Source organism: Enterobacter sp. N18-03635 (assembly GCF_004006055.1).
GTDB classification, from domain to species: domain Bacteria; phylum Pseudomonadota; class Gammaproteobacteria; order Enterobacterales; family Enterobacteriaceae; genus Enterobacter; species Enterobacter vonholyi.
This window is the reverse complement of record NZ_CP034769.1, coordinates 4186341-4202523: the sequence shown is the minus strand read 5'-3', so window position 1 is coordinate 4202523 and position 16183 is coordinate 4186341. Positions and strand designations below refer to the sequence as shown.

Here is a 16183-nt window from a genome sequence, read left to right as displayed (position 1 = left end):
GTTATCAGATCAGGCTCTCAGACGAGGGGATCAGCTTAGGATTGAGGCAGTTTTCGTAATATTGCTGGATGTCGGCAAGCCGCGTGCGCGAGCGCTGGTAGCGGCGCAGGGCCATAAAACCGTTCCAGAAAATGGCGATCAGCATCGCGGTCATCAGCAGCGAGGTGCCGATGTAGCGCCACAGCCCAGCGCTATCCGGCATCCGGTGCAGGCCGATATGGCGAGTGCCATTGGCGTCGGTATGAATACTCGTGACAATCCCTTCTGCGCTGAACGGCGTTTGCATCAGCATCTGCGCCAGGCGCTGGAATTGGCTCCACTGCTCCTGCGCCGGATAATCATAAAGCGCCACCTGCGGATAAGGCTGATCGACCAGGTCGCTGCCCTCATCGCTTGCAATTACATAGCCGCCCGGTGCCGGGCTGTTCAGCGCCTGAGCCGCACGGGTGGTCTCGCGCATCATGAACGGTGACGTCGAGGTAGCGACCAGGTTATCCAGAGATTCAGCGCTAACCGGCCGCAGCAGCACGTTGACGCCATCCAGTCGTCCCGCTTCGGCGCGTTTCACCAGCGAGTCCCAGTCTTTACTGTTCCCGAGGTTTACCAGGGCATTTTTAAGACGTATGCACTCATCCTGAGAGGAACAAAGATCCTGCGTTTTCAGAACGATGTCACCAAAATCATCCAGCAGAACCATGCCTGATTTTTGAATGGCCGAGCGCAGCGCGGGGCTGACGCGTGAATCATCGTCCGGTTTCGGGTGCAGCTGGCGGTTAACCGTCTGGGTAAGAGCCGTGGCTTTATTCACGACTTCGGATTCCGGCAGCGGCAGCGGCGGTGCGTCGTTCCAGATAATTTGTGAGCAATCGAACGGCATAAACGGTGAGTTCTGGCGCGTGTTCCACGCCCCCGGGGTGTGAATATTACACATCCCGGTTCCCTTCAGGCGCAGCGTGTCCCCCACGCGCACACCGGCTTCATCCAGTTTGTTGACGCTGGTCGCTTCAATGGTTTGCGCCCCTTTGATCCACGACAGGGTGAATTTAATGGGCATATCCAGCGGCACGAAAAGCAGCAGCATGACTAAGACCAGCGTGGCGCCGCCGGCAATAACCGCGCTGCGAAGCCAGTGCTGAAGCGGAAAATTTTTCACTTCATCATGCAGGGATAAGAAGCGCCCCTGACGCACAACGTGGCGGTCAAGGTAGATATCAATATCGGTTTTCTGCCCCAGGTCCTGCGCGATCCACGGTTGCCAGTGGCGCGGGTAGATCAGGTCGATAATACCGAGCGAGATATTGTTGAGATGTTCCTGATCGTTTTCACCGAAGAGGCCCCAGCGCTTTGGCGTTCCGCGCAGGCAGTGGATTTCGCGCAACGAGGTTTTGGCCGGTGGGGCAAAGAGCCCCCAAAGCCCGCCCGCCAGCAGCAGAACCGCACCGCCAGCCAGCCAGGGGACAAACACATCCGGCGTGAGGAGGCAGATAAAAAAGAGCAGGAAGGCAGCAACGATCAGAATGGCTTCGCGGATGCCGTCCGGGCGGCTCAGAGCGTACTCTTCATGGGTTTCCTGGCGAATATTCAGCAGTTCAATCTGCTCAGTCTCTTCGCCACGAATGGAGGCCTGCGTTGAACTGGCGCGTTCCAGCGCAAAACGCGGGGCTTCCTGAAGATATTCATTCAGCGTATGGCCGTTAAGCGAGATAACCAGGGGCAACGAGTCGGTGTGAATCAGCTCAACGCTGTTTTCGTCGTTAATGTATTGCTCCCAGGACGGGGGCAGATGCACTTCGACGGAATCAAGGTAATAGCGCCATTTGTTAGGGTCATCAGTAGTGATGCCATAGCGCGTGATGGAGCGCGTCACGCAGAGAACGGTATCACTTTGTGCATTAAGATTTAGCGCGACGGGCGCAGCGGTGGCTCCCGTTGGCCCAGGAGTTAACTGAGTACGGTTCAGGATTTCGAGATAGTTTTCAACCGCATCGCGCTCGTCTTGCGTAAGTTTACGCGTGCTTGCACCCGCAAATGCATTTAAAAAGGGCAGGCGATAACGGCGCTGTACGCGGCGCCTGTACAACCACCCTGCAACCAACGCACCGGCCAGCATAGCAGCGAGAACAATCAAAATGGTGCTCATGCTTTCCCCATCTTACTTATCTTCTTACAGGTGTAGTCAGTAGCACCTTTACATTGAATGAGAGTCTGTGGTTGGCTATCGGCAAGTATGGAGTCGAACTTGAGCATTCTGAAGCGCATCCCAGTGACCGGTGATGATAGCAAAGCCTGTTATGGCGCGATATCAGCAAATTCCTGGAAACATTTCAACCTCTTGACATTTGTTTTGAATTGAGGATTGATCTCAAATACGTTGCATAAATGTAAATAAAGAACAATTGACATTGCCGAAACCGTGCAGCGTATCGCACAATAACGCCAGTTCTCACTGCTAAGACCCATCAAGATGAGCAAACCACTACAAAAACCCACCATTCTGAATGTTGAAACTGTCGCCAAATCGCGCCTGTTTAATGTCGAAAGTGTGGATCTGGAGTTCAGCAACGGTGTGCGTCGCGTTTATGAACGTATGCGCCCTTCTTCGCGCGAAGCGGTGATGATTGTTCCCATTGTCGACGATCATCTGATTTTGATCCGCGAATACGCTGTGGGAACGGAATCTTACGAGCTCGGGTTCTCGAAAGGGCTTATCGACCCGGGTGAAACCGTCTTTGAAGCGGCAAACCGCGAGCTGAAAGAAGAGGTGGGGTTCGGGGCGAATGAGCTTTCATTCCTGAAAAAGCTGAGCATGGCACCGTCCTATTTTTCCAGCAAAATGAATATTGTGGTGGCTGAAGATCTCTATCCTGAATCGCTGGAAGGGGATGAGCCGGAGCCGTTGCCGCAGGTTCGCTGGCCGTTAGCCCACCTGATGGATCTGCTGGAAGACCCTGACTTTAATGAGGCCCGCAACGTGAGCGCGCTGTTCCTGGTACGGGAGTGGTTGAAGGGGCAGGGGCGACTGTAGTGGCCTGATGTACTCACCCCAACTCTCTCCTGAGGGAAAGGGAGCAAACACAAAAACGGCAACCAGAGGTTGCCGTTTTGCTTTGTGGTTAGAACAGCTCGTGCGTTTCGCCGTTATCGATAATCTCTGTACCCACCTCGTGCACCGCCTGTGTGGTTGGCTGGGTGCCCTCAATGAAATACTCTTCGCGACTATTACCGCCGTTGGCAAGCTGACCGGTGCTGCGGTCGATATTGACCGTCACCACGCCTGGCGGCGGCGTTAACGGCTGCTCCGGCACACCTTCAAGAACGGACTTCATGTAGGCATCCCAGGCCGGCTGCGCGCTCTTCGCTCCGCCTTCGTAGCCGGAAATCTGATCCTTAATCGCGCCGGATGCCGTGGTACGACCTAAATCACGGCGGTGATCGTCGAAGCCGATCCAGACTGATGTCACCACGCCCGGGCCATAGCCGGAGAACCACGCATCTTTCGAGCTGTTGGTTGTACCCGTTTTACCGCCGATATCATGGCGCTGCAAATCACGCCCTGCGCGCCAGCCGGTACCCTGCCAGCCCGGTTCACCGAAGATGTTGGTGTTCAGCGCGCTCTTAATCAGGAACGACAGCGGCGTGTTGATCACATGCGGTGCGTACTCCTGCGCGCCGGTCTGCGCCACCAGTGCCTGGTTCGCCTGCTCGAGCTGCGGCTGCGGCACAACGCCGTTCTGCTGCTCCTGCGACACGGCAGGGTCTTCCATGTCCTTATTCTCAAGCACCTCGGATTTCGGCGTATTGCCGTAAATGACCGGGATATCGCACTCAGGACAGGCAATTTTCGGCTTCGCTTCGAACAGCACGCCGCCCTGATCGTTCTCGATTTTACTGATGAAGTACGGGTCAACCAGGAAGCCGCCGTTAGCCATCACAGAGTACCCGCGGGCGACCTGAAGCGGCGTAAAGGAGGCCGAGCCTAACGCCAGCGACTCGGTGCGAACGATGTTCTGTGCCGGGAAACCAAAGCGCTGCAGATACTCTGCGGCATAGTCGACGCCCATCGCGCGCATGGCGCGCACCATCACCACGTTTTTCGACTGCCCCAGACCCTGACGGAGACGAATAGGACCGGCATACTCCGCAGGGGAGTTCTTCGGCTGCCAGTCGGAACCGGCACCGGCATCCCAGCGGGAAATTGGCACGTCGTTCAGGATGCTGGCGAGGGTCAGTCCCTTATCCATCGCGGCCGTGTAGAGGAACGGTTTGATATTGGAACCGACCTGACGCAGCGCCTGCGTGGCGCGGTTAAATTTGCTCTGGTTGAAATCAAACCCGCCGACCAGGGCCAGGATCGCACCGTTCTGTGGATTGATAGAGACCAGGGCCGAGTTGACGTCCGGCACCTGTGCCAGCCACCAGGCTTCGCCTACTTTGCGCACCCAGATTTGCTGCCCGGTCTGAACTGCATCGGTCACTTTACGCGGCGTTGCGCCCTGTAGGGTATCCGAGCGGTACGGACGCGCCCAGCGGACACCGTCCATGCGCAGAGAGACGGAGGTGCCGTCCGCGAGCGTCGCAACGGCTTCCTGAGGATCGGCCTGCGTCACCACGGCAGGCAGGAGCGGACCATAGGTTGGCAGCGCCTTCAGCGTACTGGTGATTTTTTTGCTGTCCCACGCGCTTTCGCCCACTTTCCAGAGCACGTTTGACGGGCCGCGATAGCCGTGACGCATATCGTAGTCCATCACGTTGTTCCGTACCGCTTCCTGAGCCGCCTGTTGGACTTTGCGGGTGACGGTGGTGTACACGCGATAGCCATCTTCATAGGCCTTGTCACCATAGCGATTCACCATCTCCTGGCGAACCATTTCGGTCAGATAAGGAGATGCAAAGGCGATCTCAGGGGCGTGGTAGTTAGCGTCAATGACATCGTTACGCGCCTGGTCGTATTCGCTCTGGCTGATGTAGCCTTCGCTCAGCATACGTGACAGGACGACGTTGCGACGCGCGGTGGCGCGATCGAGCGAGTAGAGCGGGTTAAACGTGGATGGCGCTTTTGGCAGACCTGCTATGGTGGCCATTTCGCTTAAGGTGAGTTGCTCAACAGGCTTGCCGAAGTACACCTGTGCGGCAGCCCCTACGCCATAGGCGCGGTAGCCCAGGTAGATTTTGTTGAGGTACAGCTCAAGGATTTCGTCTTTGCTCAGCAGCTGCTCAATACGGATCGCAAGGAACACCTCTTTGATCTTACGTATTAGCGTTTTTTCAGGGCTGAGGAAGAAGTTACGCGCCAGCTGCTGCGTAATGGTGCTCGCCCCCTGAGAGGCGTGACCAGAGAACAACGCAATGCTCGCGGCACGGAAAATTCCCACCGGATCGACACCGTGGTGCTCGTAAAAACGGCTGTCCTCCGTGGCGATAAAGGCTTTCACCATCACGGGGGGAATTTGGTTTAAGGTCAGCGGAATACGGCGCTTCTCGCCATACTGCGCCATCAGCTCGCCATCGGCGCTATAGACTTGCATCGGGATCTGGAGGCGCACATCGCGAAGCGTGGCGACATCAGGCAGCTGTGGCTCAATATATTTGTACAAACCGTAAATCGAGCCTGCTCCCAGCAGAATGCAACAGACTGCAAGGATGAATAAATACTTTACGAACTTCACCGGAGATTTCCCATTTGGTTTCACTTGGGCAGTTTCTAAACAATCGCGCGGTAGTATAAAGGCAAGCCTGATTCATTGATATAGCCGTCAAGACGACGGGCGATAAGGAGATCGTGAAGCATGGCTTTCAAAATATGGCAAACGGGCGTTCATATTCAACAGGATAGGGTGCGAATCGTCTCGTTGGCCCGGGAGAGGTCTGGCTGGTGCTTACGCCGCTGGTGGGCGATACCTCTGGCCGAAGGTATCATTCGTGACGGCAAAATTTGTCAGCCAGAACAGATGGTTGATGCGTTACGCGACTGGCGAAAAACGCTGCCCCACTACCACCGCGTGTTCCTCTCTTTCCCGGCAGCACGCACCCTGCAGCGGTCGCTTCCCCTTCCGGCCGCTGCGCTGCGCGACAGCGAGCAGCTCACATGGCTCGGTGCGGCGCTCGCGCGAGAACTGGAGATGTCTGCCGAAACGCTCTGTTTCGATTACGCGCAGGATACCTTCAGCAATACCTTTCACGTGACTGCCGCGCAAAATAACGAGGTCGACACCCTACTGGCGCTGGCGAAAACGCTGCGTTTGCGGCTGGTAACCATTACTCCGGATGCCAGCGCGCTGGCGAATCTTCTTCCTGCGGTGGCACCAGCGAAATGCATCGCCTGGCGGGACGATCGGCAGTGGCTCTGGGCTATGCGCCACCAGTGGGGACGCCGCTTAACTACCGAAGCAGAAAGCATGGCTGAGCTGGCGGCGCTGCTGGCTCTTGGGCCGGATGACATCGCGCTGTTTGATAGCCGACGTGACCCGTGGGAAATCCTGGAACGTTACCATGCTCCATTACCGGACTGCGGCGCTGATTATACCGTTGCGCTGGCTTTGGCCATGAGCGAGGTACCCGCATGAGCATCATGAACTTTCTGCCGTGGCGACAGCAGCGGCGCTCGCGATGCCTGCGCTTCTGGGGCGTAATGTGTGTCGGCACAGTGCTGTTGCTGTTCGTGACCATTTTCTGTCTGCGGATGAACCATCTCGTGAAGCTGCGCGCGCTGCAAACGGATCTGACGGGAATGCAGACCGTGCAGCACGCGCTTGTCGCCCGGCAAAGACTGACCGCACAGGCGCAGATGCCCGTGCAGACCGTGCAACAACGGGCATGGCAACCGGTGCTGGAATCCCTTTCCCGCGCCGTTCCGGCACAGGTCTGGCTGACGGAGTTGCGCTATCAGCCCCCTGCTCTGATGCTGAGCGGGTATGCCATAACCCTGCCGGCCCTGTCTGCTCTGCGCGATGCGCTTGGGCTAATAGCGGATTTTACGCCCGGGACGACGGGTGAGCTTCGGCAGGACAGCCAGGGGCGATGGATGTTCACCCTTCATCTTAAAAGCGAGGGGTAACGCGTGGATACCCTGTTAGAACGCTGGTGCGAAAGCAGTCCCTTGAATCGGGTGCTCTTCTGGTTTCTGGCGAGCCTCTTGGCTGGACTGGCAGCGTGGGGCACCATGCTCAGACCGGTAGACGGGCAGAGTGCCGAACGACAACGCCAGCTGATTCAGGACGTGAGGACGAATGCAGCGTTATGGTCTGCTGTCAGAAAGACGCCGTTTCGTCCGAAAATAACGGAAGCACTGGAGAAGACGCCGTTCTCCCCGCTCGATTTTCAGGGCGATGACGAGACGCTCGTTCACTGGAAGCCGCTACAGAACGGAGGAGAACTGATGCTGGAGGTAGAGTGGCAGGCTATCCCGGCGCTTTTTTCCCGGCTGGCGCAGCGGGATGTGCAGATCGCCGCTTTCGCGATTACACCACATGGCACAGCGTTGCGCCTGCGGCTGGAGCTAGAACATGCGAAATAGCACGCGATGTTTGCTGGTTTGCTCTGCGCTGCTACTGACCGGTATGCGCGATCCCTTTCACCCGCCGGACGATCCCTGCGCCATTGCCGAGCTGGCGCAGTGGCACTATCGCGGCATGGTGGGAGGACAGCAGGCTATCGGCATTTTACAGGATGGGCAAAAGCGCTGGTATCGGCTGAAAACGCATGAGCGCTTTCCGGCAGGCTGGACGATAACAACCATCAATGAAACGGAACTGGTTGTTGATGTGGGTGACACATGTGAACCAGGAAAATGGACGTGGCAACGAGAAGGAACGGATAAGAATGAATTTACGGATAATGCTGTGGCTGCTGGCGTTCAGCCATCCGCTGTGGGCCGCCGCGCCAAAACCGGTCACGCTGGTGGTGGATGACGTTCCTGTAGCCCAGGTACTACAGAGCCTGGTTGCCCAGGAGAACCGAAATCTGGTGATATCGCCTGATGTCGGCGGCACGCTTTCGCTCAATCTGAAGCGCGTCCCCTGGCGACAGGCATTACAGACAGTTGTCGCCAGCGCTGGCCTCGTTTTGCGAGAGGAGGGCGGCATTTTTTATGTGTATACCGCGGCCTGGCAGCGTGAACAGCAGGAACGCTCGGAACAGGAGCGGGCCCGAAGACAGCTTGATGCGCCGCTGGTGTCTCACAGCATCGCTTTTTCCTATGCCGATGCCGGAGAGCTGCAGAAAGCCGCGGAAAAACTCCTGAGTCCAAAGGGGAGTTTATCCGTCGACACGCGTACCAACCGGCTGCTGATTCGGGATAACCAGACGGTGGTGGAGACTCTACAGCGCTGGGCCGCCCAGATGGATATTCCCGTCGAACAGGTCGAGCTGGCGGCGCACATTGTGACCATTAATGAAAAAAGCCTGCGCGAGCTAGGGGTGAAGTGGAATCTCGCCGACGCCACCGACGCGGGCAAAGTTGGACAGCTCACCACGCTTGGCAGCGATCTTTCCGTTGCCAGCGCCACCAGCCACGTGGGTTTTAACATCGGACGGATCAATGGTCGGCTGCTTGATCTGGAACTCTCTGCGCTGGAGCAAAAACAGCAGGTCGATATTATCGCCAGCCCGAGGCTTCTGGCCTCGCATATGCAACCAGCCAGCATCAAGCAGGGGAGTGAGATCCCGTATCAGGTCTCAAGCGGTGAAAGTGGGGCGACCTCAGTTGAGTTTAAGGAGGCGGTATTAGGCATGGAGGTCACGCCGGTGGTATTGCCGGGGGGGCGCGTGCGCCTGAAATTGCATATTAGTGAAAATATGCCGGGGCAGGTTCTGCAGCAGGCTGACGGCGAAACGCTGGCGATCGACAAACAGGAGATTGAAACCCAGGTGGAGGTAAAAAGTGGAGAAACGCTGGCGTTGGGCGGAATTTTTTCGCAGAAAAACAAAACCGGCAGTGACAGCGTGCCCGGGCTCGGGAAAATCCCCTGGCTTGGGCAGCTTTTTCGTCACGATGGTAAGGATAATGAACGGCGCGAGTTAGTGGTGTTTATTACGCCACGTCTGGTCGGTATTCGCTGACGGGTAACGATCCCCGCAATGATTTTGCATTCAGTTTGTTGCAGATGTTTGACGTGGGGCATGAATTAGCATACAAGGAGTACCGATTTGAGTTGGACTTACGTCTTATTACCTTATGCGCCCGACGCGGTGATTTAATCAGTTGCCAAACAAGCCGGAGTATTGAGATAATTTTTAGTCTGACTCTCGCTCTATTGCATATGAGGTTTCAGTTCATGTCCTGCTACGCTGGGTGTCTGCGAAGCGGGGATTACCATTAACGAATAGTCTTAGTAGTACCGATAAAATGGCAGAGAAACGCAATATCTTTCTGGTTGGGCCTATGGGTGCCGGCAAAAGCACTATTGGGCGTCAGTTAGCTCAACAACTCAATATGGAATTTTACGATTCTGATCAAGAGATTGAGAAACGAACCGGAGCTGATGTGGGCTGGGTTTTCGATGTAGAAGGCGAAGAAGGTTTCCGTGACCGAGAAGAAAAAGTGATCAACGAACTCACGGAAAAACAGGGCATCGTTCTGGCAACAGGCGGCGGTTCTGTGAAATCTCGCGAAACCCGTAACCGTCTCTCCGCCCGTGGCGTAGTGGTCTATCTTGAGACGACTATCGAGAAACAGCTGGCACGTACGCAGCGCGATAAAAAGCGCCCGCTGCTGCAGGTTGAAACGCCACCACGCGAAGTTCTGGAAGCATTGGCCGATGAACGCAATCCGCTGTATGAAGAGATTGCCGATGTGACCATTCGTACTGACGACCAGAGCGCTAAAGTGGTTGCAAACCAGATTATTCATATGCTGGAAAGCAACTGATTCTGGCTTTATATACACTCGCCTGCGGGTAAAAGCATTAAAGGTGGATGTCGCGTCATGGAGAGGATTACAGTTACTCTCGGGGAACGTAGTTACCCTATCACCATCGCGGCTGGTTTGTTTAACGACCCAGCTTCCTTTTTACCACTGAAAGCGGGTGATCAGGCGATGCTGGTCACCAATGAGACGCTGGCTCCGCTTTATCTCGACCGCGTACGCCATCTGCTTGAGCAGGCGGGCGTAAAAGTCGACAGTGTGATTCTCCCCGATGGCGAGCAGTATAAAAGCCTGACGGTACTGGATACCGTCTTTACCGCATTGCTGCAAAAACCGCACGGTCGCGATACAACACTGCTTGCCCTGGGCGGCGGTGTTGTGGGCGATCTGACCGGCTTTGCGGCCGCAAGCTATCAGCGCGGCGTCCGTTTTATTCAAATCCCAACCACGTTGCTGTCCCAGGTCGACTCCTCTGTGGGTGGCAAAACGGCAGTCAACCATCCGCTCGGCAAAAACATGATTGGCGCGTTCTACCAGCCTGCATCGGTGGTGGTGGATCTCGACTGTCTGAAAACCCTGCCGAAGCGCGAACTGGCTTCGGGTCTGGCGGAAGTGATCAAATACGGCATTATTCTGGATGGCGAGTTCTTTGTCTGGCTTGAAGAGAATATGGATGCGTTGCTGGGCCTGGATGAGGCTAAACTGGCATACTGCATTCGTCGTTGCTGTGAGCTGAAAGCAGAAGTTGTCGCTGCAGACGAGCGTGAAACAGGCTTACGTGCTTTACTGAATCTTGGGCATACGTTTGGTCACGCGATTGAAGCCGAAATGGGTTACGGCAACTGGCTGCACGGTGAAGCCGTCGCGGCCGGAATGGTCATGGCAGCCCGCACCTCTGAACGCCTCGGACAGTTCAAACCGGAAGAGACGGCACGTATCATTGCGCTGCTTGAACGTGCAGGTTTGCCGGTGACCGGGCCGCAGGAGATGTCGGCGCAAGCGTATTTACCCCACATGATGCGCGATAAAAAAGTATTGGCAGGTGAGATGCGTCTTGTACTCCCGCTTGCAATAGGGAAGAGTGAAGTGCGCGGCGGAGTGCCGCACGATGTCGTTCTTGGCGCTATCGCTGATTGTCAGCAGGCGTAACAACTAGAAAGGTCAGGCCACTGTCGCAGGTGGTCGTTTAGCTTCAGGTGAAATGCAAAGTCGTTGGCATAAGCCTTTGAGTGGGGTGTTAAATGGATGAATTCAAACCAGAAGACGAGCTGAAACCCGATCCCAGCGATCGTCGTACTGGTCGTTCTCGTCAATCTTCAGAACGTGATAACGAGCCGCAGATCAACTTTGACGATGTTGATCTGGATGCAGACGATCGTCGCCCTTCGCGCAGCCGCAACGCGCACGAAGAGCGAGCAGAAGAGGATTATGAGTCCGAAGAAGATTCAATGGACGAACAGCCTGTAGAGCGTCGCCCGCGTAAACGTAAAAAAGCCGCTGCGCCGAAACCGGCTTCCCGCCAGTACATCATGATGGGCCTTGGCGTTCTGGTGCTTGTGCTGCTGATTGTCGGCATTGGCTCCGCGCTTAAAGCGCCGTCAACGAACTCAACCGAGCAAACGGCTTCCGCTGAGAAGAGCATCAACCTTTCCGGTAACGATGCGTCCAATCAGGCGAATGGTGCACAGCCTGCACCGGGAGCGACTTCCGCAGAGCAGACCGCAGGCAACACCACAGCGCCGCAGGATGTTTCTCTGCCGCCCGTTTCTTCAACCTCTGCTCAGGGCCAGGCACCTGCTACGCCTGAAGGTCAGCAGCGCGTAGAAGTTCAGGGAGACCTGAACAATGCGCTGACGCAGCCGCAGAACCAGCAGCAGGTTGATAACGTCGTGGTTAACTCCACGCTGCCAACCGAGCCGGCAACCGTTGCCCCGATTCGCGGTGGTAACGCCCAACCACAAACGGCTGCGACGGAAACCAAACCGCGCCAGACGCAAACTGCGACACGTCCTGAACGTAAGCAGGCGGTGATTGAGCCTAAGCGTGAAACCAAACCTCAGTCAGTAGTCAAAGCGCCTGAAGTGAAAGCCGTACCGGCACAGCCTAAACATACTGAAACGGCGGCGGTGAGCGAGCCTGCTAAAGCGCCAGTCACTCAGACCGCACCGAAAGCAACAGCGACCACCACGGCACCGGCTGCCACAGCTGCGCCTGCAGCAACGGCTCCAGCAGCCACGGCAACAGCCTCCAGCGCCACAGCAGGCAAAACGGCAGGTAACGTTGGCTCGCTGAAGTCTGCGCCATCCAGCAACTACACCCTGCAGCTGAGCAGTTCGTCTAACTATGACAACCTCAACAGCTGGGCGAAGAAATCAAATCTGAAAAACTATGTTGTTTATCAGACGACCCGTAACGGTCAACCGTGGTACGTGCTGGTCAGCGGCGTGTATTCGTCCAAAGATGAAGCGAAACGTGCTGTAGCGGCACTGCCAGCTGATGTTCAGGCGAAAAACCCCTGGGCGAAGCCGATTCATCAGGTTCAGGCCGATCTGAAGTAATGTTTAAAGCGCAGGATGCTGTCGGAGCTTTCTCCACAGCCGGAGAAGGTGTAATCAGTTAGTCAGCATGAAAAAAAATCGCGCTTTTCTGAAATGGGCAGGGGGGAAATACCCCCTGCTCGATGATATTAAAAAACACCTGCCTGAAGGCGAGTGTCTAATCGAGCCTTTCGTGGGTGCAGGATCGGTGTTCCTCAACACCGATTTTTCTCGTTATATCCTGGCGGATATCAACAACGATCTTATCAGCCTCTATAACATCGTTAAGCTGCGTACCGAAGAGTATGTCGCAGAGGCGCGCAAGCTGTTTACGCCAGAGAACAACACCCCTGACGTCTACTATCAGTTCCGCGCGGAGTTTAATCAGAGCCAGGATCCATTCCGCAGAGCGCTGCTATTCCTCTATCTCAACCGTCATGGTTACAACGGCCTGTGCCGGTATAATCTTCGTGGGGAATTTAACGTGCCGTTTGGTCGCTATAAGCGCCCGTATTTCCCGCAGGACGAGCTGTATCACTTTGCCGAAAAAGCGCAGAACGCTGAGTTTCATTGCCTCTCCTATGAAGAGTGTATGGAGCTGGCAGGCGTAAACTCGGTGGTTTACTGTGATCCGCCTTACGCACCATTGTCTGCAACGGCGAATTTCACCGCTTATCACACCAACAGCTTCAGCCCGGCTGAACAGGCTCGTCTGGCTGAGATGGCGGAAAAGCTGGTCAGCAAAAGAATTCCGGTGTTAATTTCAAATCACGACACGCCTGATACGCGCGAATGGTACAAAGCCGCGAAGCATTTTCAGGTTAAGGTGCGGCGTAGCATTAGCAGCAACGGCGGCACGCGTAAAAAGGTGGACGAACTTCTGGCTCTTTATCGCCCCTGAGCCGTTTTGCCCGCCGGTAAACACATTTCAAGGAGAAGCGGATGAAACAGTTTTTGATTGCTCCCTCAATTCTGTCGGCCGATTTTGCCCGCCTGGGTGAAGACACTGCCAAAGCTCTCGCGGCTGGTGCAGATGTTGTCCATTTCGACGTTATGGACAACCACTACGTCCCTAATCTGACCATTGGCCCAATGGTGCTGAAAGCATTACGTAACTACGGCATTACCGCCCCGATCGACGTTCATCTTATGGTGAAGCCTGTTGATCGCATCGTGCCTGACTTCGCCGCAGCGGGTGCCAGCATCATCACTTTCCATCCGGAAGCCTCTGAACACGTAGACCGCACGCTGCAGCTGATCAAAGAGAACGGTTGTAAAGCGGGCCTGGTGTTTAACCCGGCCACGCCGCTGAGCTATCTCGATTATGTCATGGATAAACTGGACGTGATCCTGCTGATGTCCGTTAACCCGGGATTTGGCGGTCAGTCGTTTATCCCCCACACGCTGGATAAGCTGCGTGAAGTCCGCCGTCGTATTGACGAGTCAGGTTACGATATTCGTCTGGAAGTGGACGGCGGTGTGAAAGTGAATAACATTGGTGAAATCGCGGCGGCAGGTGCGGATATGTTCGTTGCCGGTTCAGCCATTTTCGACCAACCGGATTACAAAAAAGTCATTGATGAAATGCGCCGCGAGCTGGCGAAGGTAAGTCATGGATAAATTGCAGGCAATTCGGGGTATCGCATTTGACCTCGACGGCACGCTGGTCGACAGCGCGCCGGGCTTAACGAGCGCCGTAGACCAGGCGCTGTACGCGCTTGAACTTCCCGTTGCGGGTGAAGAGCGTGTCGTCACGTGGATTGGCAACGGGGCCGATGTTCTGATGGAGCGCGCGTTGACGTGGGCGCGTCAGGAGCGTGCGTCACAGCGTTCCGCCCAGGGTAAACCGAGCGTCGATCACGCGGATATCCCGCAGGAAGAGCAGCTGCGTATTCTGCGCAAACTGTTCGATCGTTTCTATGAAGAGACGGTCGAAGAGGGCAGCTTCCTGTTCCCGGACGTTCAGGAAACGCTGAGCGCGCTGTCCGCGAAGGGCATTCCGCTGGGACTGGTGACCAACAAACCGACACCTTTTGTCGCACCTCTGCTGGAAGCGCTCGATATCGCGAAGTATTTCTCCGTGATTGTGGGCGGCGACGACGTGCAAAATAAAAAGCCCCATCCGGAACCGCTGCTGCTGGTGGCAGGAAAATTATCCTTAACGCCTGCGGAGCTGCTCTTTGTCGGCGATTCACGCAATGATATTCTGGCTGCCCGCGCGGCTGGATGTCCTTCCGTGGGGTTAACCTATGGCTACAACTACGGTGAAGCCATCACGCTGAGTGAGCCGGACGTTGTTTTCGACCACTTCAAAGATTTGTTGCCCGCTCTCGGGCTTTCGCACAGTGAACATCAGGAATTGAACAATGACTAAGCCCATCGTTTTTAGTGGCGCACAGCCTTCAGGTGAATTGACCATTGGTAACTACATGGGTGCGCTACGTCAGTGGGTCAGCATGCAGGATGAGTACCATTGCATTTACTGCATCGTCGATCTCCATGCGATTACCGCGCGTCAGGATCCTGAGAAGCTGCGCAAAGCCACGCTGGACACACTGGCGCTGTACCTGGCCTGCGGCATCGATCCTGAGAAGAGCACCATTTTCGTTCAGTCCCACGTGCCGGAGCACGCGCAGCTGGGCTGGGCGCTGAACTGCTACACCTATTTCGGCGAGCTGAGCCGCATGACCCAGTTCAAGGATAAATCTGCCCGCTACTCTGAAAACATCAACGCCGGTCTGTTTGACTATCCGGTGCTGATGGCGGCAGACATCCTGCTGTATCAAACCAACCAGGTGCCGGTGGGTGAAGACCAGAAGCAGCACCTGGAGCTGAGCCGTGACATCGCCCAGCGCTTTAACGCGATCTATGGCGATGTGTTTAAAGTACCTGAGCCATTCATTCCGAAGTCCGGCGCGCGCGTCATGTCGCTGCTTGAGCCGACCAAGAAGATGTCCAAGTCTGACGATAACCGCAATAACGTTATCGGCCTGCTGGAAGATCCGAAATCGGTAGTGAAAAAACTCAAGCGCGCGGTGACCGATTCCGACGAGCCGCCTGTAGTGCGCTACGACGTGCAGAACAAAGCGGGCGTCTCCAACCTGCTGGATATCCTCTCCGGCGTCACCGGCCAGAGCATCCCTGAGCTGGAAAAACACTTCGAAGGCAAGATGTACGGCCACCTGAAAGGCGAAGTGGCAGATGCCGTTTCCGGCATGCTGACCGAGCTGCAGGAGCGTTATCACCGCTACCGTAACGACGAAGCTTTCCTGCAGAAAGTGATGAAAGAGGGCGCGGAAAAAGCCAGCGCGCGCGCGTCCGAAACCCTGAAAGCGGTGTACAACGCGATTGGGTTTGTTGCGAAGCCTTGAGTCTGCTTGCCGGGTGTCGCTAACGCTTACCCGGCCTACAGGATCGTGTAGGTCGGGTAAGGCAAAGCCGCCACCCGACAAAAAACACACTCTCCAAAACTAAAAAACCGGGACATCCCGGTTTTTTTACACCTGTAAAACGCTTACTGCTGTGCCGCCGGACCGCAACCACCGATGATCTTCGAAATGGAAATCGCCGGGTGCAGCAGGTAATCATAGCTGCAGTTATTTTTGGTGTTCTGTACATGACCGGTACAGGCAGTCAGAGTCGATAACAGGCCAACCAGAACGGCGACCTTTGCCAGTTTGAACATACGCATTCCTTGTCTTAAAAACGAAAGTTAGATGTATATCAAGGGAATAAAGGGGAAAGTTCCACTTCGGGGCAGTATGTTATCGACAGCGGTAAGAGG

At 55.7% G+C, this 16183-nt stretch carries 16 protein-coding genes; 13 read left to right on the top strand and 3 right to left on the bottom strand.

Features of this window, described 5'->3' with window-relative positions:
* Window positions 1-4 precede the first annotated feature (4 nt).
* Entirely contained in the window at window positions 5-2140 is a 2136-nt protein-coding gene (locus ELK40_RS20985) for an intracellular growth attenuator family protein (RefSeq protein WP_127732492.1), read from the bottom strand.
* Window positions 2141-2464: 324 nt separating this feature from the next.
* On the opposite strand from ELK40_RS20985, the gene nudE reads away from it, so the two are divergent.
* Window positions 2465-3025, top strand: coding sequence for an ADP compounds hydrolase NudE (gene nudE, locus ELK40_RS20975; protein ID WP_008503041.1), 561 nt, complete (start codon window positions 2465-2467; stop codon window positions 3023-3025).
* Between the two features lie 88 nt (window positions 3026-3113).
* Here nudE and mrcA read toward each other — a convergent pair whose 3' ends face one another.
* On the bottom strand, window positions 3114-5666 hold the full coding sequence (mrcA, locus tag ELK40_RS20970; RefSeq protein ID WP_164850641.1) for a peptidoglycan glycosyltransferase/peptidoglycan DD-transpeptidase MrcA: 2553 nt from the start codon (window positions 5664-5666) through the stop codon (window positions 3114-3116).
* Window positions 5667-5786: 120 nt separating this feature from the next.
* Between mrcA and pilM the strand changes: the two genes are divergently transcribed.
* From pilM to trpS, 12 genes are all read left to right on the top strand, one after another.
* Window positions 5787-6563 carry a pilus assembly protein PilM gene (gene pilM, locus ELK40_RS20965; RefSeq protein ID WP_127732488.1) on the top strand — a complete coding sequence of 259 codons (777 nt, stop codon included), beginning with the start codon at window positions 5787-5789 and terminating at the stop codon, window positions 6561-6563.
* On the top strand, window positions 6560-7054 hold the full coding sequence (locus ELK40_RS20960) for a PilN domain-containing protein (RefSeq protein WP_127732486.1): 495 nt from the start codon (window positions 6560-6562) through the stop codon (window positions 7052-7054). Before pilM ends, ELK40_RS20960 begins: the two co-directional genes overlap by 4 nt.
* Before the next feature lie 3 nt (window positions 7055-7057).
* The gene (locus tag ELK40_RS20955; RefSeq protein WP_127732484.1) at window positions 7058-7513 is read left to right on the top strand and encodes a HofO; all 456 of its coding nucleotides are present in this window, start codon (window positions 7058-7060) and stop codon (window positions 7511-7513) included.
* Window positions 7503-7907 (top strand): HofP DNA utilization family protein, encoded by a 405-nt coding sequence (locus ELK40_RS20950; RefSeq protein ID WP_127732482.1) that lies wholly within the window; start codon window positions 7503-7505, stop codon window positions 7905-7907. The genes ELK40_RS20955 and ELK40_RS20950 overlap by 11 nt, the downstream gene beginning before the upstream one ends.
* Complete coding sequence (gene hofQ / locus ELK40_RS20945; RefSeq protein ID WP_111963771.1) at window positions 7819-9057, top strand: DNA uptake porin HofQ; 1239 nt, start codon at window positions 7819-7821, stop codon at window positions 9055-9057. Before ELK40_RS20950 ends, hofQ begins: the two co-directional genes overlap by 89 nt.
* A gap of 286 nt (window positions 9058-9343) precedes the next feature.
* Window positions 9344-9865: a shikimate kinase AroK gene (gene aroK / locus ELK40_RS20935; RefSeq protein ID WP_003861630.1), complete on the top strand. Its 522-nt coding sequence runs from the start codon at window positions 9344-9346 to the stop codon at window positions 9863-9865.
* Between the two features lie 57 nt (window positions 9866-9922).
* A complete protein-coding gene (gene aroB / locus ELK40_RS20930) occupies window positions 9923-11011 on the top strand; it encodes a 3-dehydroquinate synthase (protein WP_111963772.1) in 1089 nt (362 codons plus the stop codon).
* 92 nt (window positions 11012-11103) lie between these two features.
* Complete coding sequence (gene damX, locus ELK40_RS20925; protein ID WP_127732480.1) at window positions 11104-12420, top strand: cell division protein DamX; 1317 nt, start codon at window positions 11104-11106, stop codon at window positions 12418-12420.
* A 67-nt stretch (window positions 12421-12487) separates the two neighbouring features.
* On the top strand, window positions 12488-13300 hold the full coding sequence (dam, locus tag ELK40_RS20920) for an adenine-specific DNA-methyltransferase (RefSeq protein ID WP_111963774.1): 813 nt from the start codon (window positions 12488-12490) through the stop codon (window positions 13298-13300).
* Between the two features lie 41 nt (window positions 13301-13341).
* Entirely contained in the window at window positions 13342-14019 is a 678-nt protein-coding gene (rpe, locus tag ELK40_RS20915) for a ribulose-phosphate 3-epimerase (RefSeq protein ID WP_024907923.1), read from the top strand.
* A complete protein-coding gene (gph, locus tag ELK40_RS20910) occupies window positions 14012-14773 on the top strand; it encodes a phosphoglycolate phosphatase (protein ID WP_127732478.1) in 762 nt (253 codons plus the stop codon). The genes rpe and gph overlap by 8 nt, the downstream gene beginning before the upstream one ends.
* Window positions 14766-15770, top strand: coding sequence for a tryptophan--tRNA ligase (trpS, locus tag ELK40_RS20905; protein WP_115876864.1), 1005 nt, complete (start codon window positions 14766-14768; stop codon window positions 15768-15770). The genes gph and trpS overlap by 8 nt, the downstream gene beginning before the upstream one ends.
* 143 nt (window positions 15771-15913) lie before the next feature.
* Here trpS and ELK40_RS20900 read toward each other — a convergent pair whose 3' ends face one another.
* Entirely contained in the window at window positions 15914-16084 is a 171-nt protein-coding gene (locus ELK40_RS20900) for a YhfL family protein (protein ID WP_127732476.1), read from the bottom strand.
* Window positions 16085-16183: the final 99 nt, after the last annotated feature.

Excerpts from the sequence above, each read along its gene's own strand:
- ELK40_RS20985 (WP_127732492.1), bottom strand. The coding sequence starts at position 2,140 with ATGAGCACCATTTTGATTGTTCTCGCTGCTATGCTGGCCGGTGCGTTG.
- nudE (WP_008503041.1), top strand. The coding sequence starts at position 2,465 with ATGAGCAAACCACTACAAAAACCCACCATTCTGAATGTTGAAACTGTC.
- pilM (WP_127732488.1), top strand. The coding sequence starts at position 5,787 with ATGGCTTTCAAAATATGGCAAACGGGCGTTCATATTCAACAGGATAGG.
- ELK40_RS20960 (WP_127732486.1), top strand. The coding sequence starts at position 6,560 with ATGAGCATCATGAACTTTCTGCCGTGGCGACAGCAGCGGCGCTCGCGA.
- ELK40_RS20950 (WP_127732482.1), top strand. The coding sequence starts at position 7,503 with ATGCGAAATAGCACGCGATGTTTGCTGGTTTGCTCTGCGCTGCTACTG.
- hofQ (WP_111963771.1), top strand. The coding sequence starts at position 7,819 with ATGAATTTACGGATAATGCTGTGGCTGCTGGCGTTCAGCCATCCGCTG.
- aroK (WP_003861630.1), top strand. The coding sequence starts at position 9,344 with ATGGCAGAGAAACGCAATATCTTTCTGGTTGGGCCTATGGGTGCCGGC.
- aroB (WP_111963772.1), top strand. The coding sequence starts at position 9,923 with ATGGAGAGGATTACAGTTACTCTCGGGGAACGTAGTTACCCTATCACC.
- damX (WP_127732480.1), top strand. The coding sequence starts at position 11,104 with ATGGATGAATTCAAACCAGAAGACGAGCTGAAACCCGATCCCAGCGAT.
- dam (WP_111963774.1), top strand. The coding sequence starts at position 12,488 with ATGAAAAAAAATCGCGCTTTTCTGAAATGGGCAGGGGGGAAATACCCC.
- rpe (WP_024907923.1), top strand. The coding sequence starts at position 13,342 with ATGAAACAGTTTTTGATTGCTCCCTCAATTCTGTCGGCCGATTTTGCC.
- gph (WP_127732478.1), top strand. The coding sequence starts at position 14,012 with ATGGATAAATTGCAGGCAATTCGGGGTATCGCATTTGACCTCGACGGC.
- trpS (WP_115876864.1), top strand. The coding sequence starts at position 14,766 with ATGACTAAGCCCATCGTTTTTAGTGGCGCACAGCCTTCAGGTGAATTG.
- ELK40_RS20900 (WP_127732476.1), bottom strand. The coding sequence starts at position 16,084 with ATGTTCAAACTGGCAAAGGTCGCCGTTCTGGTTGGCCTGTTATCGACT.